Consider the following 23,262-nt stretch of genomic DNA (forward strand, 5'->3'; position numbering starts at 1 on the left):
GTGCACGCCTTTCGAGAGGTCACCTGGGAAGATCGTCGTAATGGCCGGATGCTCGACCCGGTCGATAGGTGCGTCCTGTGCACCGCACCGATCGGGCCGAGCGATCAGAACAGGTAGTCTCTGATGAAACGGGCTACGGATTTGGCGACGGCGGTCCCCATATTCTCCGCGATCTCTTCCAGCCCGTCCGGCGGGCCGGGTGCATCCATCGCGTCGGGCGCGCCGCCGCCTCCGGGCGTCTTGTCCACCACCGAGGGCTTTTCGAGCGTGGAACTATTGGCCGGGACGTGGAGGGTCGCTTCCCGGACCGCATCGGTACTGGCTTCGGCTTTTCGCTTCATGACGAACTCGGCGGCGGAGAAGGCGGCGCCCGCGGCGGCGAAACCGACCCACCGATCCTTCGTCAGGTCCACGTGGCCCCGGCACAGTTCGCGAAGTTCGGCGGTGCGCGCCACCCACACGCTGTTGCTGAACCAGCCGTCGATCGTGTTGTACCGCGCCGAGATGACGCCGACCACGCTGTCGTCTTTTCTCCTGCGTACCGGGGCTCCGCTCATGCCCTGCAGGACGTCCATGGAACGGAGCCGTCCGAGGATCAGGTCGCCGCGCCTGGTCTGCCCTTCCCACTCCCCGCGGGCTTCGGTCCACACCAGGTCCGGTCGATCCGGCCCGTCCCGGATGACGGCGTGCCCCACAATGATCAGTTCTTCTCCGGGAGCCACCGCGTCGGACGACCGGACGAGCCGCACACTTCCCGGGAATGGATCTTCGACCTTGAGCAGCGCCAGATCGGCTTTCTTGTCCCCGGCCACACGCGTCGCACGGATCATCGCGGAACCCGGTGTGGAAAGGTGGTCGACGAATACGGCCCCTTCGTCTCCGTCGTCCTCGCTCAGCGCCATGGTCATCTGCAGGACGTGCCACGCCGTAACCAGATAGCCGGGGGCGATCTGGAAGCAGCTTCCCTGGGGAACTCCTGCGGGCGAGAGTATTCGCCCCATGTAATCCGGAACGGATCGAGCCTTTTTCACGGAACCCCCTGCATTCCTTGCGTTCATATATAGCCAGGTCACCCGGCCTCCACTGCAAGGCGGGCGCATTTGACCGCACATGGCCACATGGGATCCGCAGGTTTACGGCATTACGACGATCCGTTCTTTGTCAGCTATGGGCAGTCGTCCTAGACAGGGCATGCTGCTGGATGGCAGGGGCCGACGTGGTACGGCGCGTTGCGGGGTGGTCAGCCAGGTCGTCCACTACCGGCGCGGCGCCTCATCCTGCCGAATCGCCGGGCACCGTCCACACTTCCGGTTCTTCGGACGGTGCGCGGTTATGGGAGGTCAGGGTAGGTCTTGTGAACGGCGGTCAGCCGGTCTCGGTGGGTTTCGATCCAGTCCCGGGCGACCTCGATGGTGAGTTCGACGGTGACCAGGTAGGAGTGGGAGTCGACCACGGCGATGGTCACATGTTCGTCGTCCGCTTCCAGGTGGATCTCGGGTGCGCGCTGCCCTTCGCGCCATGAGGCGGCGTCAGCGCCCTCACCCAGGGATTCGAGGACGTCCCCCCACTGCATGAGGTCCTCGGGCGTCAGGCGGGTCTTGATGCTGCCGTTGACGAAGTAGCTGCCGATCTCGATGACGCCGCTCAGGCCGCGGGCGTCCTGTCCGGTTATGCGGAGGACGACGCTGTTTCCGAGGTCGTCGGCGAGATGGATCAGTTCGACCGTGTCATGCTCTGCCACCGCGCCATCCTAGAGTCCGGCCGGCCGGCGCCGCAGGGCGCGGCGCTGACCCGTGGGCGCCGGCGCGGTGGTCGAGGCAGCCCAGTGCGCGGGCCCGGCCGGAGCCGGGCCCGCGGGTGGTGTCAGCCGCCGGCCACGGCGGGGATGATGGAGATCTGGGCGCCGTCGGGGGTCGGGGTGTCGAGGCCGTCGGCGAAGCGGACGTCCTCGTCGCCGACGTAGACGTTGACGAAGCGGCGGATCTTGCCGGCGTCGTCCAGGATGCGGGCGGAGATGCCGGAGTAGTTCGTCTCCAGGTCGGCGACGACGGCGCGCAGGGTGGTGCCCTCGGCCTTCACCTCGGACTCGCCGCCGGTGTAGGTCCGCAGGATCGTCGGGATGCGCACGGAAACGCTCATGGTGCTCCTTTCTCAGGCGAGGCCCGCGGCGCGGAACGCCGCCAGGGACGGGGCGATGTTCGCGCTCGGCGCGACCACCGGGGCGACGGCGTCCAGGGTCTTCAGGCCGTCCCCGGAGTTGATGATCACGGTTTCGGCGGACGGGTCGAGGGTGCCCGCGGCGGCCAGCTTGCGGAGGGTCGCGACGGTGACGCCGCCGGCGGTCTCACCGAAGATGCCCTCGGTGCGCGCGAGGAGCCGGATGCCCTCCACGACCTCGTCGTCCGTGACGTCCTCGACGGCGCCGCCCGTGCGGCGGGCCACGTCCAGGACGTAGGGGCCGTCGGCGGGGTTGCCGATCGCGAGGGACTTGGCGATGGTGTCGGGCTTCACCGGGCGGATCACGTCGTGGCCGGCCTTGAACGCGGCGGCGACCGGGGCGCAGCCGGCGGCCTGGGCGCCGAACACGCGGTACGGCTTGTCCTCGACCAGGCCCAGCTTGATGAGCTCCTGGAACGCCTTGTCGATCTTGGTGAGCTGGGAGCCGGACGCGACCGGGACGACGATCTGGTCCGGCAGCCGCCAGCCGAGCTGCTCGGCGATCTCGTAGCCGAGCGTCTTGGAGCCCTCCGCGTAGTAGGGCCGGACGTTGACGTTGACGAACGCCCAGTCGTCCTGCTCCCCGGCGATCTCGGACGCGAGCCGGTTGACGTCGTCGTAGTTGCCGTCGACCGTCACGAACGTCCCGCCGTACACGGCCGTCGTGATGATCTTCTGTGCTTCGAGGTTGGACGGGACGAACACCGCGCTGCGGATCCCGGCGCGGGACGCGGCGGCGGCGACGGCGTTGGCGAGGTTGCCGGTGGACGGGCAGGCCAGCACCTTGAAGCCGAGTTCGCGGGCGGCGGCGAGCGCGACGGCGACGACGCGGTCCTTGAACGAGTGGGTGGGATTGCCGCTGTCGTCCTTCACCCACAGGCTCTGCAGGCCGAGGCTCTCCGCGAGGTTGTCGGCGCGGACGAGGCGGGTCAGGCCGGGCTCGGTGTTGGGTGTGTCCGCGACGTGGGACGGGACGGGCAGCAGCCCCCGGTAGCGCCAGATGTTGCGCGGGCCGGACTCGATCCCGGCGCGGGTGACGGTCCCGAAGTCGTAGGCGATCTCCAGGGGGCCGAAACACTCTTCGCACGCGTAGAAGGGGCCGAGATCGCGGGTGGAGCCGCATTCGCGGCAGACCAGGGCGGTAGCCGGTCCGAGGTCCGTGGCAGGCGTGAATGCCATGAAAGCGAGGCCTTTCTCCCCATCTTCCCTGCGCCACCTTGGTCGCAGGCCGGAGTTGGCACCATTTCCCGGCCGGCCTCGCAGGATCGCGAGCGCGCTTCAGCCGGGTGGTTGCCGGGGCTTCACAGGGCCGGTCCCTCCACCCCTCTGGATGAGCGGTATTCAGTTGTAGGACGAGCGACGGTTTCAGCTCGTATGCGTGACTTTACATGAACTGACCGGATGCCAGACAGCCGGGTCCATCTGTTGAGACGCTACCCGGGTGCGGTCTTGATCACGCCGGTGTCTCCGCGGGGACGGTGCGCTGTGTCGGGTCGAGGAACACGTGCCGGACGATCGGGAGCCGCTCCCGGAGCCGCCGGTCGATCTCGCCGGCGACGTCCTCGGCCTGGTCGGCGCTGATGTCGTCGGAGAAGTGGACCTTGGCGGCGACGAGCAGCTGCTCGGGACCGAAGTGCATGGTGAGCAGCTCGTCCACGCCGGTCACTCCGGGCGCGCCGAGGATCTCCGCGCGGATCTCGCGCTGCGCGGCCGGGTCGGCGGCCCGCCCGATGAGCAGGACGGTGCTCTCCCGCCCGATCATGAGGGCGAGACCGGCGAGCAGCAGGCCGATGAGGGCGGAGGCGAGCCCGTCCCAGAAGTCCGACCCGGTGATCTGGCGCAGCACCAGGCCGCCGGCGGCGAGCGCGAGACCGACCATCGCGGCGCTGTCCTCGAACAGCGCGGTCTTGAATGTCACATCGGGCGACCGGCGGACGTGTTCGACGAGGTCACGGCCGTTCTCGCGGGTCTTCTTGCGCGCCTGGTACATGGCGCGGCCCCAGGACGCCCCCTCCAGGACGGCGGCGAGGGCGAGGACGGCGTAGGCGAGCCAGATCCCCGTCCCGGTGCCGCCGTGACCGGTCATGGTCAGGACGCCCTCGAAGATCGAGAAGCCGGCGCCGGCGATGAAGATCCCGAACGCGGCGAGCAGCGACCACACGTACCGCTCGTTGCCGTAGCCGAAGGGATGCCGCCGGTCGGGGGGACGTTCGCTGCGTCGCAGGGAGGCGAAGAGGAAGGACTGGTTGAGGGTGTCCGCCACGGAGTGGGCGCTCTCCGCGAGCATCGCGCTGGAGCCGGCCAGCAGGCCGGCGATCAGCTTGACGATCGCGAGGACGAGGTTGGCCGCACCGGCGACGAGCACGGTCTTCGTGGTCTCGGACCTGCTCATGCCGACCGGTTACCCGAGGCACCCTCCGTTAATCCGGCCGGGTCCGGCCGTGGCGGAAACCACGTGGGTCACTGTGGAGCGCCTCGGTCCCAACTGAGACCCTGCCGGTATGAGCCAAGTGCTGGTGGCATCGAACCGGGGGCCGGTGTCGTTCTCGCTGTCGGAGGATGGCGAGCTCACCATGCGGCGCGGTGGGGGCGGGCTGGTGTCGGGCCTGGCCGCCGTCACGGGCGCTCCACGGGATCCCGGGCCACCTCGGCCGGCGGCGACGTCCACGCCGTCCGCCCATAGGCCGGACGTGCTGTGGGTGTGCGCGAGCCTCGGCGAGGCCGATCGGACGGCCGCGCGCCGTTCCTCGGACGGTCGCCTCGACCAGGCGGGGTACGACACAGGTGGCGCGGCGGTGCGGATGCTCGACATCCCGGCGGACACGTTCCAGCGTGCCTACAACGCGGTGGCCAACTCGACGCTGTGGTTCATCCACCACCTCCTGTACGACACGCCGCGCAGGCCGCATTTCGATGCGCGTGCACGCCGCGACTGGCAGTCCTATGAGGCGTACAACGCGGCCTTCGCGGACGCCCTGGCACGGGACGCCGCGCACGGCGCGAAGGCGATGATCCAGGACTACCACCTGTCGCTGGCCCCGCGGATGCTCCGGGACCGGCGTCCCGACCTGAGGATCGCGCACTTCTCCCACACGCCTTGGGCGCCGCCCGACTACTACAGGCTGCTCCCTGATGACATGGGGGCGCAGGTCCTGCGGGGCATACTCGGCGCAGACCACGCGGGGTTCCTCACCGAGCGATGGGCTTCGGCGTTCCTCGACTGCTGCGAACTCCTGCCGGGCGCACGCATCGACCGGGTGGCTCGTACGGTCACCATTGCGGGCCACACCACGCATGTAGGCGTCCATGGCCTCGGCGTCGACGGCCCGGCGTTGCGCCAACGCGCGGCCCGGCAAGACGTCGTCGAGCGGGCGCACGCGCTGAGGGAACAGGTGGGTGACCGTCAGCTCATCGTCAGGATCGACCGCACGGAACTGTCGAAGAACATCGTGCGCGGGCTCGCCGCCTACCGGGAGATGCTCGTCAACCATCCCGAATGGCGCGGACGGGTGGTGCATCTGGCGTTCGCCTACCCGTCCCGCTATGACCTGGCCGAGTACCGCGAGTACACGGCGTCCGTCCAGCAGATGGCCGAGCAGATCACCGAGGAGTTCGGCACGGCCGACTGGGAGCCGCTGATCGTGCAGGTGAACGACGACTATCCGCGTTCCCTCGCCGCTTACGGGCTGGCAGACGTCCTCTTGGTCAACCCCATCCGGGACGGCATGAACCTCGTCGCGAAGGAAGGACCCGTCCTGTCGGAGCAGGGGTGCGCGCTGGTGCTGTCCAGGGAGGCGGGCGCGGCGTCCGAACTGTCCGGGGACGCGCTGATGGTGAACCCCTACGACGTGTCACAGACCGCGGAGACCCTGCATCAGGCGCTGCTCATGCCCCGCGCCGAGCGCGCCGAGCGCTGCGCCCGCCTCACCGCCGCCGCGACGGCCCTGCCTCCGCAACGCTGGTTCGCCGACCAGCTCGCCGCGCTGGACTGACGGCCCGGTCGCCGGAGACGCGGCGTGCCGGGGTTTCAGGTCGCGCTCGTGGAGGGCTCGGGGGTCAGGCGGCACTCGACCGGGTTCGGTTCGTGACGCTGTCTCCAGCGTTCCCGCAGCGCGTCCTTGTGCTGCGCCATGCGGCGGTGGGAGCTGACCCGGGTGAAGTGGGCGAGCTGGGACACGGGCGGCTTCGGCAGGCCACTCGGTTCGTACCCGTACTCGGCGAGCCGTTCCCCGAACGCGGCCTCGGCCAGGCTGATCTCCCAGGGTTCGAGGCGCTCCGCCCAGGACCCGACGCGGCTGGTCGTGACGGCGCCGCGCGTCCGGCCGTGCCACTCCTTCCGGGACGAGACGGCCCGCTGCGCGAGGCCCTCGGGGCGCGTCATCGCCGGGTCGAAGTCCTCGCCGAGGAACCCGCACAGCCGGGTCAGCTCGCCCCCGGGGTCGGCGACGAGCCGCTCGTACCGCAGCTCGTGGTAGCCGTCGGGGCCGAGGCGCCGGGCGAGCCGCCGGCCCTGGTCGATCGTCTCCCGCCAGACCGCGATGGCGTGGTGGACATCGCCCTTGTACCACGGCATCTCCAGCAGGGAGGAGACGCAGTCCCGGCCGTCCCGGACGAGGTGGACGAACTGCGCATCGGGAAACATCCGCAGCAGGGACCCGGCGTGCCGGGCGTAGCTGGGGCGTTTGTCGCCCCAGCGCGGCTTGCCGTGCAGGCGCGCGTAGGCGCGGAACACGATGCCGATCGCGGACCCGAGCGTAGGCGGGCCGGCAACGATCTCGTCGATGACCGCGGCGGGGTCCAGCCCGAGCACGTGGACCTTGGTCGACCGGTTCCCCGTGATCCATTCCGCGAGCGCGCGCCTGTTTCCCCTCTCCGTGAGGTCACCGAAATCGCACCGCGCCGTCCAGGTGGGGACGACGAACCTCGTCTCCTCCGGGATCGCGATGCGCGGATGCGAATGGAGCATCAGCCGCAGCAGCGTCGTCCCCGACCGGGCGCAGCCGAGGACGAAGATCGGACGGTCGTGGCGGGAGGCCGGTCCAGGTGGCATACACCTCATGCTGCTGGAGGCGCCCTGGTCACACCCCTGTTCCGGACACAGTGTTACCGTCCGATTACCGATCTTTGACGGCTCGTCCGGTCAGGTGTAGGACTCGCCCAGCGTCTGCCTGACCTGTTTGCGCGCCTCATGGATGCGGGACTTCACCGTGCCGAGCGGCAACTGGAGCTGCTCGGCGATCTCCGCGTATTCGAGCTGGGACACGTCCCGCAGGACGAGTGCCTGGATGAGGTCCGGTTTGCGGGCCTCCAGGTCCTCCATGGCGTCCAGGATGTCGACCCGGGACCCGGCGATGACGCTGGTCCGGCGCGGGTCGGGGCGCTGCTGCGGAAGCTCTCCCGCCTGCTCGACCGAGCGCCGCTTCAGCGACCGGTAGGTGGAGCGCGCGGAGTTGGCGACGACAACGTGCAGCCAGGTGCTGAACCGCGACCTGCCCTCGAACCGGTGGATGTTCCGCGCGACCTGGAGCAGCGCGTCCTGACAGGCCTCTTCGGCATCCTGCCGGCAGGGGAGGAACCGGGAACTGTGCCGCAGCACGTCCGGCTCGATCTTGCGGAGGAGCTCGTTGAGGGCGCCCTGGTCGCCCTGGGCGGCCCTCACCGCCAGCTCCTCGGTCCTCTCGTCGAATGCCATGCCGCCTCAATGCTCGTTCGCGGGGTCACCCCGTTTGCTGGGATGATACGGGAGTGTCTTTCCCACCATCTGTAGGCCGTTACCGAATCGATCGGGTCCTGGGTTCGGGGGCGTTCGCCTCTGTGTGGCTGGGGCACGACGACGCCCTGGACTCCCAAGTCGCCATCAAGGTCCTGAACGGCAGCCTGATCGACGATCTGGACGTGCGCAACCGGTTCCTTGAGGAGGCCCGGATCCTGCGCCGCGCCGACTCCGAGCGGCTCGTCCGCGTCCACGACATCGGAGAGCTTCCGGACGGCCGCCCGTACTTCGTCATGTCGTACGCGGACCGCGGAACGCTCGGCGACCGCATGCGCGAACGGCCACTTCCGGTCAATGAAATCGTCGCGCTCGCCGAGCAGATCGCCTACGGCGTCGAGGTGATCAACACGCTGGGTGTGATCCACCGCGACCTCAAACCGTCCAACGTGCTGTTCCAGTCGACGCCGGACGGCGGGGAGAAGCTGCTCATCGCCGACCTCGGCCTGGCCAAGGCCCTCGCGCACGCGTCCGGGGCGTTCACGCTGCCGGTCGGCACCCCCGGGTACATGTCGCCGGAACAGGCGCGGTTCGGCGGCGGGCTGGACGTCCGCGCCGACGTGTACGGGCTCGGTGCGCTGACCTACCACATGCTGACCGGGCGGGCGCCGGGCCCGGCGCCGGTGAAGTCGCCGCCGAGCGAACTGCGCGAGGGGCTCTCCCCGGCGTTCGACCAGGTCATCATGCGGGCGCTGGAGGTGGAGCGGGAGAAGCGGTGGCCGACCGCGGAGGCGTTCGCCGAGGCGCTGTCGACGCTGCGCCCGACGACGGCCCCGAGCGCGCCCGCGGCCCCGCCCGCGCCGCCGCCTCCGAGGATCGAGGCGGACGCGACCATCCAGGACTTCTACCGGGACGGCTCCCGGCCCCAGCCCCCCGCGCCCGGCCCCGGGCCGGCGGCGGCGAACCAGGGGCCCGCGGAGATGCGGACGCGGCTCGACCAGCCCATGGAGGACGACGTCCGGACGTCCGAGATGCGTCTTCCGCCGGGCCCTCCGGCCGGCGGGCAGGCGACGATCGTGGACGAGCCGGCCGGACGCGGCGCCCCGTTCGGGCAGGCCGAGGGTCCCACCGCCCCGGACAACGACAACGACCGCACGGTCTCCTACCAGGCACCGCCGCCGGGCGGGGACAACAAGACGGCCGTGTTCCCGAGCCAGGAGCCTCCGCAGGGCGGCCCCAGGCCCCCGATGGGGGGCGGGCCCTATGGCGGTCCGCCGCCGACCGGTTTCCAGCCGCCTCCTCCGGGCCCCGTCCAGGGGCAGGGCCAGGGGCCGGGCGGCAAGCCGGGCGGGCTGATGGGCAAGCTGCGGGGCGGCGGCGCACCCGGCGGCGGCGCACCCGGCGGCGGCGCACCCGGCGGCGCACCCAAGAAGTTCGTGACACCGCTGGTCATCACCGTGGTCGTGCTGGCGGTCGCGGTGGTCGGCGGGCTGACGCTCGGCCTGCTGTTCTCCGGAGGCGGCGGCAAGGACGACAAGGACGGCAAGGGCAAGACGCCGTCGGTCCCGAAGGATTTCGTCGCGGTCTCCGACGGCGCCGGCAAGATCAAGACCGCGGTGCCAAAGGCGTGGCCGAAGCAGCAGGAGCAGACGTGGACGCCGTCCACCGTCCAGTTGAGCGACGGCCAGCCGCGTCCGGTGCTGCGCGCGACCCCGGACAAGGCCGCGTTCCTCGGCACCGGCAAGGGCCCCGGCGTCTTCATCGGCGTGACCACGGACGTGCGTTCCGGCCAGCTGCCGCCGCCGAGCGTGGCGGCCCACCCGCAGTGCACGAAGGCCGCGCCGGAGAACTACACCACGCCGGACGGCGCCCTCAGCGGCACGATCACCCGCTTCACCGCCTGCAAGACCGGCACGCCGTCGGTCACCGAGGTCGGCCTCACCGACAAGTCCGGCAAGTTCGGGCTGTGGATCCGGGTCAAGGAGACCGACGACCGGGAGGCGACCAAGGACATCCTCGACCAGTTGAAGGTCACCGGGCCGTGACCCGTTCCGCCTCTCCCGGCCGCCGCGTTCCGGGCTGAGGCGCCCGACCCGCGTTCACCGCGCCGACCATCCCGGTCGGCGCGGTTTTCGTGTTGCCCGGCGGAGGGGCGGTGACCTGCACCGTCGGGTGCGGTGTTGCATCGCGAACTATTCCGATATATCGTTAATGCATCGCAACCGATCACTAGGAAGGAGCACGATGCACGACCACACGATGAGAGGGCACGGCGGCGCCCGCGGCCCCAGGGAGCGCGGACGCCGCGGAGATCCGTTCGGTCCCTGGGGGCCGGGCGGGCCCGGATTCGGTCCCGGCCACCGCGGACGCGGTGGACGCGGACGGCGGACCCGGCGCGGCAACGTCCGGGCGGCGCTGCTCGCCCTGCTCGCCGAGCGTCCCATGCACGGCTACGAGATGATCCAGGAACTGGACGGCCGCACCGGCGGCGTCTGGCGGCCGAGCCCCGGCTCGGTCTACCCGACCCTCCAGATGCTGGAGGACGAGGACAAGGTCAGCAGCGAGGAGAAGGGCGGCAAGCGCCTGTTCTCCCTCACCGACACGGGCCGCGAGGAGGCGTCGGCGCTGACCGTCGCCCCCTGGGACGAGGTCACCGAGGCCGCCGGCGAGAACGCCCTGCGCGGACGTGAGGTGATCGGCCAGCTGATGGGGGCCCTGCACCAGGTGATGGCGGTCGGCAGCGAGGCGCAGAAGGCGCGCGCGCTGGACGTCCTCAACGACGCCCGGCGCCGCCTCTACGGGATCCTCGCCGATGACCCCGAAGCCGAGTGAGCCGGAACGACCGGTACCGCCGTGGCCCGCCGGGCCACGGCGGTACCGCGGTCAGCGCGGAAAGGGCGCGTGCGTGGCGAGCCGGTCGGCCATGTAGAGCTGTTTCCACACGTACAGGCCCATGTCCGACCGCTTGATGTCGCGCTCTACGGGGACGTCCACCGTGGCACGCACCAGGTAGGACGAGCCGGGCGGCAGGTACTTGTCGCCACCGTCCCCCGGAATCAGCTCACCGCCCGTAAGGCGCCGCACGACCTGGCTCTTGGTCGGCGGCGTGCACATGTTCTCGGGGACGCCGGCCTGCGGCATGCACCGTCCCCGCGCCTCCGGCGTGACGAGGTTCCGCTTGACGAACACGTCGCCGGGGAAGTCGAGCAGCACCTTCGTGCCCGTCGGGTTGCCGAGGATGTACTCGATGTAGGCGAACGACGTCCCGGACGGCGGCGAGGACTGGAACGTCGTCACCACGCCGTCGCTCACCCCGCCCGCCACCGCGGCGATCCGGTACCTGGCCCCGTCCGCGGTGCCGACCGTGATCGACCTGCCGGCGCGAGGCAGCTTGGCGTCGCCGCCCGGCAGCCGCTCCCCGCCGGACGGGGCCGCGCCCGTCCCGCCCTCGTCGCCCTGCCTGGGCGTCAGGATGAGGCCGGCCGTGACCAGCCCGGCCAGGACGAGCACGCCCGCGGCGACGAGCCCGCCGCTGCGGCGAGCCCGCCGGCGTGCCCGCTGTTCCCGCTCGCGCCGGCGCTCCCGTTCCCTCGACCCGAGCCGCACCTGCACGCCGCTCGTCTCCCGGGCCCCCACCGGCCCGGTCGCGGAGGGCCGCCTCTCCCGCTCGGAGTAGACCTCCCGCGCGTCCGGCCCGGCCCACATCGCCTCCCCGGCCTGCGCGGCCCCGGATCGGGCCGCGGTCTCCGGCTGAGACCGGCCGTCCGGCTGGGACGGGACGCCGGTTTGCGGCGGGACGCCGGGATGAGAAGCGCCGCCCGGCTGGGACTGGTTCGAGGACGGGGGCGTGCCCCAGACACGCGGTGGCGCCTGAGCACCGGGCGCCGCCTGAGCACCGGGCGCCGCTTGGGCGCCGGGCGCCGTGTGGACGATGGGGCTGGTCGGCGCGGTCGGCGGGATCGGGGGGCCGGGCGGCTGGACGGGCGTACCCTCCCGCGGCGTAGCCCTGGGTATGCCGTGGGCGGGGGTGTTCCTGATGTCGCCCGGACGGCGCGGGACGCCTGGTTCCGTGTCCACCGTCAAGCCTCCACTCGTCCTCTTGCCCTCGCGGCTCCCCCCACGACCACACTTCCGCAACACAGCATATTTTGGCGCAATTGGACTCTCAGTCCACAAGCGCCCCTAGAGTCTCGCGAAATGCGATAAGTCCAGATATGACTCTTGTCACTTCTCCGACAACGGGACGGGCTCAGAGCAGGGCCTCAAGGAGGCCGACCACGCCGGCCGGGCCGTCGACCACCACGTCCGCCCGTTCGGCGAGCGCCGTGACCTCGGTGGAACCGCTGCACACCAGCACACCGGGCACGCCCTCCGCGCGCAGCGACTCGACGGCGTCGAACGCGGCCAGGTCGCCGAGGTCGTCCCCCGCGAACAGCACCGCGGACGGACGGGCGCCGAGGTCGGCGACGAACGAGCGCAGCGCCGTTCCCTTGTCCATGCCGTGCGGGCGCAGTTCGAGGACGAGACGGCCGGGCTCCAGGGTGAGCCCGGTCCGCTCGGCGAGCGCGGCGAGAATGCTCCGCAGCCGTTCGAGCGCGACCTCCGGCTCGGCGCAGCGCCGCGTGTGCACGGCGAGCGCCTGCCCCTTGTCCTCGACGAACGTCTCGGGCGGGGCGCCCGCCGCCGCGAGGACGCCGGGCAGCTTCGCGCGGGCCTCGGCGACGCCCGGCGGCGGCTCCGGCTCGGTCAGCACGCCGGACTCCCAGCGTTCGAGCCCGTACTGCCCGAGCACCACGAGCCCGTCAATGCCGGTGAGGCCGCCGTACTCGACGGCGACCGCCGCGGGACGTCCCGTGATGATCACCACGGAGCCGACCAGCGGGGCCAGCCGGGCCAGGACCGGGGCGGCGCCCGGATGCGCCCGGGCCGCGGCCGGATCGTCCACGATCGGCGCCAGCGTGCCGTCGAAGTCGAGGCCGAGCACGGCCCCGGCCGGGTTCTCGCGGATCGCGTCGAGGCCGGCGGTACCGGCGGCCGTCACAGAGCGGGGAGATTTCACGCGACCAGTGTGCTCAGGTCACGGCCGGATGCCGAGTCGGCGCGCGGCACGGCCGCGTTGCCGCTGCGACCGCATCCGGCGGAGGCGCTTGACGAGCATCGGGTCGCACTCAAGCGCCTCGGGCCGGTCGATCAGGATGTTCAGGAGCTGGTAGTACCGCGTCGCCGACATGTCGAACAGCTCGCGGATGGCCTGCTCCTTGGCGCCGGCGTACTTCCACCACTGCCGTTCGAAGGCGAGGATCCGCCGTTCGCGTTCGGAGAGGTGGCCGGCGCCGAAGGCGGCGGCATCGGCACCGCCCTCGTCGTCGGGCACGCCGTCTTCGGTCAGGGGTCTCGGGGGTCGGCCATCGTCCATGCTTCCGTCCTGTGGGGGGACGTCACCGCGGGGGCCGTCGGGGGCGTTCGCCGCTCGCATCAGGTCCCCTCTGTGGTTACTGATCCTGGGTCGTCCGGGTTCGGGTGGGAGCCATGCTACGCGTACGGACCGACAAGTTCCGGTGGTTCCCGGGGAACGGAAGCCGGTGGTTCAGTGCATCACACCCCGTTTCACCTGCGGTTCTTTCGCATCTTGTGACTCATCGTTAACGCCTGTCCCAGCACCCGCAGAACATATGTACACTACATGCGTTAGGGTGGGGAGTTCCCCAGCGTCCGGCATCTGACCAGCGAACGGAGACCTCTGCATGGCGACGGAGACCCCCGCCACGGAACGGCCCGCCGAGCCGGACGCGCCGGAGCCGCGGGACGAAGACCGTCCCGACCCCGCCCTCGCCGACATCGCGATGGCACTGTTCCATCTGCGCCGCGTCTGGGCCAAGCCCGACCTCATGAAGCGCATCCGCGCCCAGACGTCCGCGGGCCCGGACGGACGGCCGCTGCAACTGTCCAACCTGATGGTGGTGAACGCCGTCGCCGCCCTCACCGCCGAGACCCCGGGATGCGCCCCCCATCCGCCCGGCGAGGCCACGGTCGGCGCCGTCGCGGAACGGCTGGAGATCGACCCGTCCACCGCCAGCCGGCTGGTCGGGCACGCCATCGACGCCGGGCTGGTGTCGCGCCGCCCCTCCCCCGTGGACGCGCGCCGCGCCAACCTCGGGCTGACCGAGGCCGGACGGCGCGTCAAGCGGGTCGCCGACCGGTCCCGCCGCGCCTACCTCGACGCGCTCATGACCGGCTGGACGGCGCAGGAGCGGACCGACTTCGCCCGGCTCCTCACCCGGTTCGCCGACGCCGCCGCCCAAGCTCCCCAGTACTCCGACGGCATAGGCCGGATCTTCGAAGAGGCCGCCGCCGACTGACCGCCACCTGGAACGGAGCGCCAGCGAAACGGCGGTCAGTCCGCCTTTGTCGGGGGCGCCCCCACCATGCCGTTGACCGCCGCCCGGAACGGAGGGCGGCGGTCGGTCCGGCTTTTGCCGGGGGTGTGGAGGGGCGCCCCCACCACGACACCGACCGCCGCCCCGGAGCGGAGCGCACTGTCAGTCGCCGTTGCGGAGGGTGGAGGTGCGCATGAGGTATTCCTCCTCGTCGATCTCGCCGCGGGCGAAGCGCTCGGCGAGGACCGCGCGGGCCCTGGCGAGCGGGTCGGCCGCCGCCGCGGCCGACGCGGCGGTGCTGTTCATCCGGCGGCGGATCAGGTAGAAGGCCGTCCCGAGCACGGCCAGCCAGAACAGGCCGAACGTGATCGGGAAGACCGGCCAGAAGGCGGGCGCGTCCCCGTCCTGCCAGGGGCCCGGGTGCAGTGCCGCCGCCTGTGCCGCCAACGTCGTCAACATGGTTCATCGACCCTTCCTGTGTGCGGATACGTCGATGCTCGGCGACGGGTACGGGGGGCCGCATCGTCCGGCCGGAGGCACTCGCGGTACGCCCACCGGAGTACCGCGCTCACCACCAGGGCGGCCGGTAGTCCTCGTCGTCGTCGTGGTCCGCGGGCGGGACGGCCGGGAACGCGCCCGTGGAGCGCTCGTCCGCGGGAGGTACGGGCGGGGGCGGGGCGTCGTCCGCCGGTTCGGGGGATACCGCGGGGAGCGGAGCGGTCCCCGGTTCGGGCGCGTCCGGCATGTCGAGGGCGCCCCGCCGGAACGCCTCCCAATCGTCGTCGGCGGTGGCCGCGGTGTCGGTCAGGTCGGCGCCGTTGTGGCCGTTGGCGTGGTGTCCGTTGCCGAAGCCGTGCCCGTTGACCTCGTCGTGCCCGTTGACCTTGTCGTGCCCGTTCGTGCCGTTGGACGCGTGCTCGCCGGGGACGAACGGGCGCAGCTCGTGCGGCATCATCGGGGGCTGCTTCGGCTCGATGGATGTCAGAGGCGGCCCCTCGCCGAGGCCGGACGGCGGTTCCACGTCCCACGGCGTCCCGTCCCGTCCGGGGTCCGCCGGCACGGCCTCCCAGGTCACGTCCACCGGCGGGGTTTCCTCCGCGACCGGCGGTTCGGCGCCCCGGGGTTCCGGCTCCGAAAGCGGCCCCTGGTACGCCTGCGTGTTCTGCCACAGCGGCGCGTTGACCGGTGCGGCGGCCTCCCCGGAGGCCGCGGCGGCGGGCTCGGGGGAGGCGGCGGGCGCCGACGGCAGGCGGTACTCGGGGACGGCGTCGCTCTCGGCGGCGTCCTCCTCCGGGCGGCGCCGCTGCCGCCAGCCGAGCACGAGCCCGAGGACGATGAGCAGCCCCCCGCCGCCGAGGACGATCGGGAACAGCACCCCCGATTCCTCCGCGGGCGACTCCGCGGCCGGGGCCGGGGCGGGCGAGGGGGACGGCGGCTGGTTCTGCACCGGCCCGCTGGAGGTCTTGTTGATGTGGTGCGCGGAGATGAGCGTGCGCAGCGCGTCGACCGTCCCGCGGCAGTTGGGCGAGCCGGTCGGGTGGCCGCTGCGGGCCGGGGAGCCCTGGATGAGCGCCTGCCTGACCTCGGCCGGGGTCAGCTTCGGGTAGCGGGCGCGGACGAGCGCGGCGACCCCGGCGACCATCGCCGACGACGCGCTCGTGCCCGTCCCGACGACGTAGCCGTTGCTGGCGTCGGCGCTGACGATGTCCACACCGGGCGCGCACACGGCGGCGTGGGAGCGCCGGTTGCTGTCCTTCCACAGGCGCAGCCGCCGGTCGAGCGCGCCGACGGCGATCACGCCCGGATACGCGGCGGGGAAGTTCTTGCGGTTGGCGCCGGACCCGTCGTTGCCCGCCGACGCGATCAGCACGACGCCCTTGGAGAGCGCGTACTTGATCGCGCTCTCCTGGGACTTCGTCCCGTTGTAGAACTGCCGTCCGCCGCCGAGGGACATGTTGATGATGTCGGCGCCGTGGTCGACGGCGTAGCGGATGCCCTGCGCGACGGCGTCGTGGTCGCCGGCGCCGCCCTGCTGCCCGTTGTCCTGCCGCAGCGGGTCGTCGTTCTCCAGCGTGACACGGACGGACAGGACGTGGCTGAGCGGCGCGACGCCCATCATCCCCTGCGACAGCCCCGGGCCGTGGCCGTGCCCGGAGATGATGCTGGCCATCGACGTCCCGTGCAGGCCCCAGTAGCGGCTGCCGGGGCGCCGGACCCCGCCGGTGAGGTCCGGCCCGTTGATCACGTGGCCGACGAGGTCGGGATGGTTCTGGTCGACGCCCGTGTCGAGGACGGCGATGGTGACGCCGCGCCCCCGGGAGTACTTCCACGCGTTCTGCGTCCGCATGGCCTTCAGATGCCACTCGCGGGAGCGGATCTGGTCGGCCGGCGCGCCGACGAGCGTCCCCGCCGCCGCCCCGCGGACGCTCCACTCCCGCGCAGGCTCCGCACCGGGGACCATGGTGACCGGCACGACCACGGCGGCGCCGAGCGTGAGACCGGCGAGGACCGCGGTGGTCCGGGCGCCGAGCCGATGCGGTGACAGGGCCGGTCGGGTTCGCACCGGACGGCGTCGACCGGTCTCGGACACGCCGCCGCACCTCCCTCCGGCAGACCGCCGTGCTCCACAGCGGGTGACATTCTGCCACGCGAACCGCGCCCCGCCAGGACGGTCGGCACATTCGCGCACGCTCCGAGCCAGCGCGGATCTTGCCGCCCGCCCCGTCCGAAGGTCTCAGCCCCGTCCGAAGGTCTCAGCCCCTTCCGGAGGTCCCGGCGACCGCATACCCGAACCGGGCGCCGCTTGCGGGGTCAGCGCGGGGAGCGGCGACGGTGTGCGCGCCATCCCTGGTACCTCGCGACGAGCACGACGCCGATCATCGCGAGGCCGATCTGGAAGACCAGTTCGATCCAGTCGATTCCCTTGGTCGTGGACACACCGACCTGCTGCGCGAGCGCCGTTCCGATGATCGCGGCGACGATGCCGACGACCACGGTCAGCAGGACGCCGATGGGCTGACGGCCGGGCAGCAGCAGCCGGCCCAGCCCCCCGATGATCGCTCCGATGATGATCGCGGTGATGATGCCCGTAATGTTCATGCCGTCCCTGTGCCCACTTGGGGCCGCGCCTCACCCGGGCTGCCGCTCTCCCATGGAGTCGAGGTCGGCGAAGGTCAGCGCCGGGCCGCGCAGTTCGCCCGGCCGGGCGGCGGAGGCGCGCAGCCCGTCGGTGATCAGGTCGAGATGCCGGTGCGCCAGTTCGTCCGCGAGTTCCCGGGAGAGCGGGCCGGGCAGCGGCCGGGACAGCCGGACGAGCAGCATCCCGATGTCGCCGTGGGTGACGTCCGGCCGCAGGTCACCGTCCCGCTGCGCCGACTTGACGAGGTCCTGCATGACGAGGACGCCGTCGGACCGGACTGCGGCGATCTCCTCGTCCTCGAACGGGATCTCCTCCAGAAGGACGGGGAACACCGCGCCGATGCGGATGTCGAGGACGCGGTGCATGTAGCGGACGAGGGCGGCGAACGCGGTCGGCTCCTCGTCCCGCGCGCGCTTGGCCTCCTCTGTGGTGCGCTCTAGAGCGTCCAACGCGACGGCTTTGGTCAGGGCCTGGCGGTCGGGGAACCGGCGATACAGCGTGGCGATGCCCGTGCCCGCGCGCTTTGAGATCTCTTCCAGGGGGGCGCCCGGGCCCTGCTCGACGAAGACCTCCCTGGCCGCGGCCAGGAGGCGGTTGCGGTTGTCGCGCGCGTCGGCCCGCAGCGGACGCTCCTTCGGCTTCTGCCCCATGGGGTGAGCGTAGCAAAACAAGTGGAGACAAATCCTCCGGTCAGTGCTACGGTGCGAGTAAGTGGAGAAAAAACCTCCGGAAGGAAGAGGTCATGGCCGCGATCGCCACCCGCACCACCGAACCGCCGACCATCGACGCCACCGGCCCGGCGGACGTCCGCGCCGCGATCCTCACGGCCCGCGAACAGGGACTGCCGCTGACCGTCCAGGCCACCGGACACGGCACGGTCGTCCCGCCGGACGAGGGGCTGCTGCTGAAGACGTCCCGGATGTCCGGCGTGCTCGTCGACCCGTCCCGCCGCGTCGCCCGCGCCGGCTCCGGCACCCGCTGGAGCGAGGTCATCACCGCCGCCGCGCCGCTCGGGCTCGCCCCGCTGTCCGGCTCGCACGCGTCCGTCGGCGTCACCGGCTACACCCTCGGCGGCGGCGTCGGCTGGCTGTCCCGCCGGTACGGGTTCGCCGCCGACCACCTCCTGCGCGCCCATCTCGTCACCGCCGACGGCCGGTACCTGACCGCCGACGCCGACCACCACCCCGACCTGTTCTGGGCACTGCGCGGCGGCGGCGGGAACTTCGGCGTCGTCACCTCGCTGGAGTTCCGGCTCCACCCCGTCTCGACGGTCTACGCGGGGGTCGCGCTGTTCCCGATCGAGCGGGCCGCCGACCTGCTCACCCGGTTCCGGGACGAGTCGGCCACGCGGCCGGACTCGCTGACCGTGACGGTGGCGCTGACGCACCACCCGCGGTTCGGCCGGGTCGTCGCCGTCCGCGCGGTGCACACGGGTCCCGCCCGGGACGGCGCGCGGGCGCTTCGATCACTGTGGGAAGCCGGCGGGCCGCCCCTGCGGGACGGCTTCCAGGCGATGCCGTACGCCGAGACCGAGACGCTCGGCGGCACCCCGCCCCAGCACTTCGACCTCTACGCCGACCTTCCCGACGCGCTGATCGCCGCGATCGTCGCCAGTGACGCGTCCGGGATCGAGGTCAGGCACTGGGGCGGCGCGATGGCACGCCCGGCACCGGACGCGGGCCCGGTCGGGCACCGGGACATCCCCTTCTCGCTCACCATCGACGGCTCCGACGCCTCCCTGGCGCCGCACGCGACCGGCGGCTCGTTCCTGAACTTCCTGCACGACCCCTCCAGGACCGCCGACGCCTACACCCCGGCGAACCTCCGGCGGCTGCGCGAGGTCAAGCGCGCCTACGACCCGCAGAACGTGTTCCACCGCAACCACAACATCCAGCCCGCCTGAAATGCGAGGTAACCGTCATGGCAACGCTCACCGCTCCGGCTCCGTCCCAGCGCCTCGACCGCGGGCTCGTCACGCTCGGCATCGTGGTGGTGCTCGGCGCGATCATGTCGATCATCGACGCGACCGCCGTCAACGTCGCCACCCGCACCCTCGCCGACGACTTCGGCGCCTCCATCACCTCCGTCCAGTGGGTGCTGACCGGCTACATGCTGGGGCTCGCCGCCGTCATCCCGGTCACCGGCTGGGCCACCGAGCGGTTCGGGGCCCGCCGCGTCTGGATCACCGCGCTGCTGCTGTTCCTCGGCGGCTCCGCGCTGTCCGGACTCGCCTGGTCGATGCCCGCGCTGATCGCGTTCCGGGTCGGGCAGGGCATCGGCGGCGGCATGATCATCCCGGTTGCGCAGACGATCCTCGCCCAGGCCGCGGGACCGTCCCGGATGGGACGCGTCATGGGCTTCATCGGGCTGCCGATGCTGCTCGGCTCCGTCGCCGGCCCGATCGTCGGCGGGCTGATCATCTCGACGGCCGGCTGGCGCTGGATCTTCCTCGTCAACCTGCCGCTGGGCGTGATCGCCGTCCTCGCCGCGCTGCGCCTGCTGCCCCGCTCGGAGCCCCGTCCCGCGTCACTGGACGTCCGGGGCCTGCTCCTGCTGTGCGCCGGCGTGACCCTGTTCGTCTACGGAACCACCGAGGCGGGACGTCCCGGAGGGCTCGACGCGCCGCGCACCTGGACGATCCTCGGCACCGCGGCCGTGCTGATCGCGCTGTACGTGCTGCACGCCCGCCGAGGTGAGGCGCTGATCGACATCGCGCTGTTCCGGCACCGCGGCTTCACCGCCGCCGCCGTGACCAACGTCGTCGTCGCGATCGCGCTGTTCGGCGTCCTCGTCCTGCTGCCGCTGTACTGGCAGGTCGTCCGCGGCCACGGCCCGCTGGCCACCGGCCTCCTCCTCGCGCCCCAGGCGCTGGGCGCCGCGGTGGCCATGCCCCTGGCCGGACGCCTCACCGACCGCCTCGGCGCCGGCGTGGTCGTCCCCACCGGCGTCGTCCTCGGCCTCCTGGGCACGGCCGCCTACACACAGATCCACGCGGACACCCCGGTGACCCTGCTCGCGGCGGCGCTCTTCGTCATCGGGCTCGGCCTGGGCGCGACGATCATGCCGTCCATGGCGGCCGCCTACCAGGCCCTGCCGCCGGCGCTGATCCCCCGTGCGACCAGTGCGATCAACACCCTCCAGCGGATGGGCGCGTCGGTCGGCACCACCGCGCTGGCGGTGATCCTGCAACACGAGATCACCGTCCAGGCCCCCGGCCTCGGCGGCTCGGCCCTGGCCCCGCTCCCCGACGCGACGCGCATCGCCGTGGCCCCGCACCTGGCGGCCGCCTTCGGCCACGCTTTCTGGATCGCGCTGGTCATCGGGGCCTTGGCAGTGATCCCGGCCCTCCTGCTCCCCCGAGGCGACGCCGGGCGGCCTACCTCCGGATGACCCTCATCGGCACGGGCCCGGCCGGGCGATACGTGATCTCCGCCCGGCCGGGCACGGCCACGCCCGGCGCCAGATCCAGCCGGTAAGCGCGGCTGATGGTGGCGAGCACCAAAGTCGCCTCCAGCATCGCGAAGCCGGCTCCGACACAAATACGCCGGCCGCCCCCGAACGGCAGGTACGCATATCGGGGACGCTGCTGATCCCCGATGAACCGTTCCGGCTGAAACCCCTCGGGATTGGGCCAGAAATCCTCGTTCCGGTGAATCAGATAAGGCGGGATGGCCACGGTGGACCCGGCCGGTATCCGCACCCCGGCGACGTCGTCGTCATTCACCGCGTCACGCTCGATGGTCCAGGCCGGCGGATAGAGCCGCATGGCCTCCGAGAGGACGGCCTTCGTCCACGGCAGCCGATCGGCATCCTCGGCCTTCGGCTCCCGGCCGCCGAGCACATCGTCCACTTCCTCTTCCAGCCGCTCCCTGGCCGCCGGATACCTGGACAACAACACCAACGTCCACGCCAGCGAAGCCGCGGTGGTCTCATGACCGGCCAGCAAAAGCGTCAGGACCTCGTCCCGAAGCTCCTCCGCGTCGAACTCGCCCCGCTCCTTGAGCAGATTCAGAAGCTCTCCCCCGGAACCCCCTGAACGACCCGCTGCACCATTCCATCAAGATGCGCGATCGCACCCCCAAGACCCGGCACCCGCCGATACAGTTCCCGCTTCGCGGTCACACCCGGCAGGAACGTCCCGATCACCGTGCCCCGTTGCAGCGCCTCCAGTGCCCGCCCCGTCCGCTGCGCCTCCCCGGCGAGCTCACTGCCGAAAAGCGCCCGCCCGACGATGTCCAGCGTGAGCTTCCGCAATTCCCCCGCCGCGTCCAGCATCACCCCGTCAGGCCACCGCCGGACGAACCGCTCCGCCGTCTCCACCATCTGCGGCACGAACCCGACGATGTGCCGCTGCGAGAACACCGGCTGCACCAGCCGCCGATGCCGCCGCCACGTCTCCCCCTCACTGGTCAGCAGCCCGTCCCCGAGAACCGCCCGCAACGGCCGGTACGTGAACGCCTTCACATAGTTGTCCTGGCCGGCCACCAGCACCCGCTCGGCATGCTCGGGCCGCGACAGCAGAAAGAACGCCCGCCCCGCCCCGAACGGCACCCGCACCGCATCCCCATAGCGCCGTGCGAGCGCCCCATACGTCCCCAGCGGATCCCGGACCATCCGCCCCCACCACCGAAAGGCCTCTGCACTCCCCGGCCCGGCAACGCCCACTCCACCCATCCCCCCACCGTAAGAACCGTCCCCGTCCCCGACAACCCAGACGCCCCACACGCGCCGCCGCCCCGAGCCCGGCGGCGGCCAGGCCCGGGGCGAACGGTGGAAGGCTACGGCGTCGTCGTCTCCCAGTACTTCCAGCCTTCCTTGGTGGTCGGAATGTCACCGTAGAAGGCGTCCAGGAACTGATCAGAGCAATCTGGGCGGGTGCGGCGCTTCTCGAACAGCACCCGGTAGCCGATCACGCGGTAGCGGATGTGCCCGTACCGATTCCCGCTGATCTGGTGCTCGTACCAGTGCCCCACGGTCACGGTGTTGGACTTGGTCGCCGACGCGGACACCTGTACTTTGACGGTGGCCCACAGCGCCCCGATGGACACATCCGCACCGGCCTCAAGCGTCGCGGACTCCGTCCACGACTTGTCGACCTTGCCGGTGACCTTGCCGCCCTTGCCGTCCACGAAATGCGTGCCGGGCACCCAGTAGCTGACCACTTTCTTCGACTTGACCTTGTAGTAGACATCGGTCGGGCACCCCCTCGCCGGCTTGGCGGGGCCGGCCGGCGACGCGGCCACGGCCGGCGTGGCGCTCGCGGTGAGCGCCACCGCGGTCGCCAGGCCGAGCCCGAGCGTACGGAACCTGGTCATCTTTGACTCCTCTTCGTGTTCGACGCGGAAAGCCGAAGCGCTTTTGCGCAACGTGCCGCAATGGCGGGGATCCCAAGTGGCGCCATCGCGTCCGGCATCGAGCATTCAAGTCGTCCTGATCATGGAGTTGCACCCATTCGAGCGTTCGGGATAGACCCGAACGGCGCCGTTCTGCCACACTCTGCGCGTGAACGACGGCGAGGAGGAACTGGCCCCTTCCTCGGTGACCACCGAGGAACAGTTCGTCGTGGCGCTGCGAAGACTCCGGGAACGCAGCGGCCTGACCTACAAGGAAATCGAGCGGCGCACCTCCGCCGGGGACGGCCTCCCGCTGCCGGCGTCCACTCTGGCCACGGCACTGCACCGGCACACCGTCCCCCGGCGCGAGATCGTGACGGCGCTCGTACAGGTCTGCGGCGACGACGTGACCCCGTGGCTGACGGCCCGGGAACGCCTCCTCCACCCCATGCCCCCCGAGCCGCCCGCCCCCGCCGAAAGCCCCCC

At 71.6% G+C, this 23,262-nt stretch carries 24 protein-coding genes and 1 riboswitch; of the genes, 7 read left to right on the forward strand and 17 right to left on the reverse strand.

What is annotated here, in order from left to right:
- Nucleotides 1–104 precede the first annotated feature (104 nt).
- The 5 genes from AF1_RS19165 to AF1_RS19185 all read right to left on the reverse strand — a co-directional run bounded on the left by AF1_RS19165 (nucleotide 105) and on the right by AF1_RS19185 (nucleotide 4,609).
- Nucleotides 105–1,112 (reverse strand): S1 family peptidase, encoded by a 1,008-nt coding sequence (locus tag AF1_RS19165; RefSeq protein WP_131732325.1) that lies wholly within the window; start codon nucleotides 1,110–1,112, stop codon nucleotides 105–107.
- Nucleotides 1,113–1,330: 218 nt separating this feature from the next.
- Nucleotides 1,331–1,741, reverse strand: coding sequence for a DUF5959 family protein (locus tag AF1_RS19170; protein WP_067800794.1), 411 nt, complete (start codon nucleotides 1,739–1,741; stop codon nucleotides 1,331–1,333).
- Between the two features lie 122 nt (nucleotides 1,742–1,863).
- A complete protein-coding gene (locus AF1_RS19175) occupies nucleotides 1,864–2,139 on the reverse strand; it encodes a MoaD/ThiS family protein (RefSeq protein ID WP_067800797.1) in 276 nt (91 codons plus the stop codon).
- A gap of 12 nt (nucleotides 2,140–2,151) precedes the next feature.
- Nucleotides 2,152–3,396 carry a threonine synthase gene (gene thrC / locus AF1_RS19180; protein ID WP_067800800.1) on the reverse strand — a complete coding sequence of 415 codons (1,245 nt, stop codon included), beginning with the start codon at nucleotides 3,394–3,396 and terminating at the stop codon, nucleotides 2,152–2,154.
- Nucleotides 3,397–3,412: 16 nt separating this feature from the next.
- Nucleotides 3,413–3,554: riboswitch (SAM riboswitch) on the reverse strand.
- Nucleotides 3,555–3,670: 116 nt separating this feature from the next.
- Nucleotides 3,671–4,609, reverse strand: a complete 939-nt coding sequence (locus AF1_RS19185; protein WP_067800803.1) for a cation diffusion facilitator family transporter — start codon at nucleotides 4,607–4,609, stop codon at nucleotides 3,671–3,673.
- 109 nt (nucleotides 4,610–4,718) lie between these two features.
- Between AF1_RS19185 and AF1_RS19190 the strand changes: the two genes are divergently transcribed.
- Nucleotides 4,719–6,209 carry an alpha,alpha-trehalose-phosphate synthase (UDP-forming) gene (locus AF1_RS19190; RefSeq protein WP_067800808.1) on the forward strand — a complete coding sequence of 497 codons (1,491 nt, stop codon included), beginning with the start codon at nucleotides 4,719–4,721 and terminating at the stop codon, nucleotides 6,207–6,209.
- A gap of 35 nt (nucleotides 6,210–6,244) precedes the next feature.
- Here AF1_RS19190 and AF1_RS19195 read toward each other — a convergent pair whose 3' ends face one another.
- Nucleotides 6,245–7,267 (reverse strand): sulfotransferase family protein, encoded by a 1,023-nt coding sequence (locus AF1_RS19195; protein WP_242608582.1) that lies wholly within the window; start codon nucleotides 7,265–7,267, stop codon nucleotides 6,245–6,247.
- 90 nt (nucleotides 7,268–7,357) lie between these two features.
- Entirely contained in the window at nucleotides 7,358–7,909 is a 552-nt protein-coding gene (locus tag AF1_RS19200) for an RNA polymerase sigma factor (RefSeq protein WP_067800814.1), read from the reverse strand.
- A 122-nt stretch (nucleotides 7,910–8,031) separates the two neighbouring features.
- Here AF1_RS19200 and AF1_RS36830 point away from each other — a divergent pair, with 122 nt between their 5' ends.
- Nucleotides 8,032–9,972 carry a serine/threonine-protein kinase gene (locus tag AF1_RS36830; RefSeq protein WP_407642173.1) on the forward strand — a complete coding sequence of 647 codons (1,941 nt, stop codon included), beginning with the start codon at nucleotides 8,032–8,034 and terminating at the stop codon, nucleotides 9,970–9,972.
- A 199-nt stretch (nucleotides 9,973–10,171) separates the two neighbouring features.
- Nucleotides 10,172–10,759, forward strand: a complete 588-nt coding sequence (locus AF1_RS19210) for a PadR family transcriptional regulator (protein ID WP_067800822.1) — start codon at nucleotides 10,172–10,174, stop codon at nucleotides 10,757–10,759.
- A gap of 51 nt (nucleotides 10,760–10,810) precedes the next feature.
- Here AF1_RS19210 and AF1_RS19215 read toward each other — a convergent pair whose 3' ends face one another.
- The 3 genes from AF1_RS19215 to AF1_RS19225 all read right to left on the reverse strand — a co-directional run bounded on the left by AF1_RS19215 (nucleotide 10,811) and on the right by AF1_RS19225 (nucleotide 13,343).
- Nucleotides 10,811–12,004 carry a hypothetical protein gene (locus AF1_RS19215; protein ID WP_131732326.1) on the reverse strand — a complete coding sequence of 398 codons (1,194 nt, stop codon included), beginning with the start codon at nucleotides 12,002–12,004 and terminating at the stop codon, nucleotides 10,811–10,813.
- A 172-nt stretch (nucleotides 12,005–12,176) separates the two neighbouring features.
- On the reverse strand, nucleotides 12,177–12,986 hold the full coding sequence (otsB, locus tag AF1_RS19220) for a trehalose-phosphatase (RefSeq protein WP_067800830.1): 810 nt from the start codon (nucleotides 12,984–12,986) through the stop codon (nucleotides 12,177–12,179).
- Nucleotides 12,987–13,004: 18 nt separating this feature from the next.
- On the reverse strand, nucleotides 13,005–13,343 hold the full coding sequence (locus AF1_RS19225; RefSeq protein WP_084263109.1) for a DUF3263 domain-containing protein: 339 nt from the start codon (nucleotides 13,341–13,343) through the stop codon (nucleotides 13,005–13,007).
- Nucleotides 13,344–13,671: 328 nt separating this feature from the next.
- Here AF1_RS19225 and AF1_RS19230 point away from each other — a divergent pair, with 328 nt between their 5' ends.
- Entirely contained in the window at nucleotides 13,672–14,286 is a 615-nt protein-coding gene (locus AF1_RS19230; protein WP_084263110.1) for a MarR family winged helix-turn-helix transcriptional regulator, read from the forward strand.
- Between the two features lie 180 nt (nucleotides 14,287–14,466).
- Here the strand turns inward: AF1_RS19230 and AF1_RS19235 are convergent, their stop codons facing one another.
- The 4 genes from AF1_RS19235 to AF1_RS19250 all read right to left on the reverse strand — a co-directional run bounded on the left by AF1_RS19235 (nucleotide 14,467) and on the right by AF1_RS19250 (nucleotide 18,093).
- Nucleotides 14,467–14,763: an SHOCT domain-containing protein gene (locus tag AF1_RS19235; RefSeq protein WP_067800833.1), complete on the reverse strand. Its 297-nt coding sequence runs from the start codon at nucleotides 14,761–14,763 to the stop codon at nucleotides 14,467–14,469.
- Nucleotides 14,764–14,872: 109 nt separating this feature from the next.
- On the reverse strand, nucleotides 14,873–16,867 hold the full coding sequence (locus tag AF1_RS19240) for a S8 family peptidase (protein WP_067800835.1): 1,995 nt from the start codon (nucleotides 16,865–16,867) through the stop codon (nucleotides 14,873–14,875).
- Nucleotides 16,868–17,115: 248 nt separating this feature from the next.
- The gene (locus AF1_RS19245; RefSeq protein ID WP_067800838.1) at nucleotides 17,116–17,403 is read right to left on the reverse strand and encodes a transglycosylase; all 288 of its coding nucleotides are present in this window, start codon (nucleotides 17,401–17,403) and stop codon (nucleotides 17,116–17,118) included.
- 30 nt (nucleotides 17,404–17,433) lie between these two features.
- The gene (locus AF1_RS19250; RefSeq protein WP_067800841.1) at nucleotides 17,434–18,093 is read right to left on the reverse strand and encodes a TetR/AcrR family transcriptional regulator; all 660 of its coding nucleotides are present in this window, start codon (nucleotides 18,091–18,093) and stop codon (nucleotides 17,434–17,436) included.
- A gap of 92 nt (nucleotides 18,094–18,185) precedes the next feature.
- On the opposite strand from AF1_RS19250, the gene AF1_RS19255 reads away from it, so the two are divergent.
- Nucleotides 18,186–19,346 (forward strand): FAD-binding oxidoreductase, encoded by a 1,161-nt coding sequence (locus tag AF1_RS19255; RefSeq protein ID WP_067800844.1) that lies wholly within the window; start codon nucleotides 18,186–18,188, stop codon nucleotides 19,344–19,346.
- 17 nt (nucleotides 19,347–19,363) lie between these two features.
- Complete coding sequence (locus tag AF1_RS19260; RefSeq protein WP_067800847.1) at nucleotides 19,364–20,833, forward strand: DHA2 family efflux MFS transporter permease subunit; 1,470 nt, start codon at nucleotides 19,364–19,366, stop codon at nucleotides 20,831–20,833.
- Here AF1_RS19260 and AF1_RS19265 read toward each other — a convergent pair.
- The 3 genes from AF1_RS19265 to AF1_RS19275 form a co-directional block, all read right to left on the reverse strand.
- Nucleotides 20,820–21,455: a cytochrome P450 gene (locus AF1_RS19265; RefSeq protein WP_084263111.1), complete on the reverse strand. Its 636-nt coding sequence runs from the start codon at nucleotides 21,453–21,455 to the stop codon at nucleotides 20,820–20,822. The genes AF1_RS19260 and AF1_RS19265 overlap by 14 nt on opposite strands.
- A complete protein-coding gene (locus AF1_RS19270; protein WP_067800853.1) occupies nucleotides 21,452–22,057 on the reverse strand; it encodes a cytochrome P450 in 606 nt (201 codons plus the stop codon). Before AF1_RS19270 ends, AF1_RS19265 begins: the two co-directional genes overlap by 4 nt.
- Before the next feature lie 164 nt (nucleotides 22,058–22,221).
- Nucleotides 22,222–22,758, reverse strand: coding sequence for a hypothetical protein (locus AF1_RS19275; protein WP_067800856.1), 537 nt, complete (start codon nucleotides 22,756–22,758; stop codon nucleotides 22,222–22,224).
- Between the two features lie 187 nt (nucleotides 22,759–22,945).
- On the opposite strand from AF1_RS19275, the gene AF1_RS19280 reads away from it, so the two are divergent.
- On the forward strand, nucleotides 22,946–23,262 hold a 317-nt coding region (locus tag AF1_RS19280), incomplete at its 3' end, for a helix-turn-helix domain-containing protein (protein ID WP_169804047.1).

Origin of the sequence: Actinomadura formosensis NBRC 14204 (assembly GCF_001552155.1) — a bacterium.
In the GTDB taxonomy this organism is placed as follows: Bacteria; Actinomycetota; Actinomycetes; order Streptosporangiales; family Streptosporangiaceae; genus Spirillospora; species Spirillospora formosensis.

What these genes read in the sequence shown, in the direction of transcription:
- AF1_RS19165 (WP_131732325.1), bottom strand. Translation starts at nt 1,112, where the DNA reads ATGTGCGGTCAAATGCGCCCGCCTTGCAGTGGAGGCCGGGTGACCTGG.
- AF1_RS19175 (WP_067800797.1), bottom strand. Translation starts at nt 2,139, where the DNA reads ATGAGCGTTTCCGTGCGCATCCCGACGATCCTGCGGACCTACACCGGC.
- thrC (WP_067800800.1), bottom strand. Translation starts at nt 3,396, where the DNA reads ATGGCATTCACGCCTGCCACGGACCTCGGACCGGCTACCGCCCTGGTC.
- AF1_RS19185 (WP_067800803.1), bottom strand. Translation starts at nt 4,609, where the DNA reads ATGAGCAGGTCCGAGACCACGAAGACCGTGCTCGTCGCCGGTGCGGCC.
- AF1_RS19190 (WP_067800808.1), top strand. Translation starts at nt 4,719, where the DNA reads ATGAGCCAAGTGCTGGTGGCATCGAACCGGGGGCCGGTGTCGTTCTCG.
- AF1_RS19195 (WP_242608582.1), bottom strand. Translation starts at nt 7,267, where the DNA reads ATGCCACCTGGACCGGCCTCCCGCCACGACCGTCCGATCTTCGTCCTC.
- AF1_RS19200 (WP_067800814.1), bottom strand. Translation starts at nt 7,909, where the DNA reads ATGGCATTCGACGAGAGGACCGAGGAGCTGGCGGTGAGGGCCGCCCAG.
- AF1_RS19210 (WP_067800822.1), top strand. Translation starts at nt 10,172, where the DNA reads ATGCACGACCACACGATGAGAGGGCACGGCGGCGCCCGCGGCCCCAGG.
- AF1_RS19225 (WP_084263109.1), bottom strand. Translation starts at nt 13,343, where the DNA reads ATGGACGATGGCCGACCCCCGAGACCCCTGACCGAAGACGGCGTGCCC.
- AF1_RS19230 (WP_084263110.1), top strand. Translation starts at nt 13,672, where the DNA reads ATGGCGACGGAGACCCCCGCCACGGAACGGCCCGCCGAGCCGGACGCG.
- AF1_RS19235 (WP_067800833.1), bottom strand. Translation starts at nt 14,763, where the DNA reads ATGTTGACGACGTTGGCGGCACAGGCGGCGGCACTGCACCCGGGCCCC.
- AF1_RS19245 (WP_067800838.1), bottom strand. Translation starts at nt 17,403, where the DNA reads ATGAACATTACGGGCATCATCACCGCGATCATCATCGGAGCGATCATC.
- AF1_RS19250 (WP_067800841.1), bottom strand. Translation starts at nt 18,093, where the DNA reads ATGGGGCAGAAGCCGAAGGAGCGTCCGCTGCGGGCCGACGCGCGCGAC.
- AF1_RS19255 (WP_067800844.1), top strand. Translation starts at nt 18,186, where the DNA reads ATGGCCGCGATCGCCACCCGCACCACCGAACCGCCGACCATCGACGCC.
- AF1_RS19260 (WP_067800847.1), top strand. Translation starts at nt 19,364, where the DNA reads ATGGCAACGCTCACCGCTCCGGCTCCGTCCCAGCGCCTCGACCGCGGG.
- AF1_RS19270 (WP_067800853.1), bottom strand. Translation starts at nt 22,057, where the DNA reads ATGGTCCGGGATCCGCTGGGGACGTATGGGGCGCTCGCACGGCGCTAT.
- AF1_RS19275 (WP_067800856.1), bottom strand. Translation starts at nt 22,758, where the DNA reads ATGACCAGGTTCCGTACGCTCGGGCTCGGCCTGGCGACCGCGGTGGCG.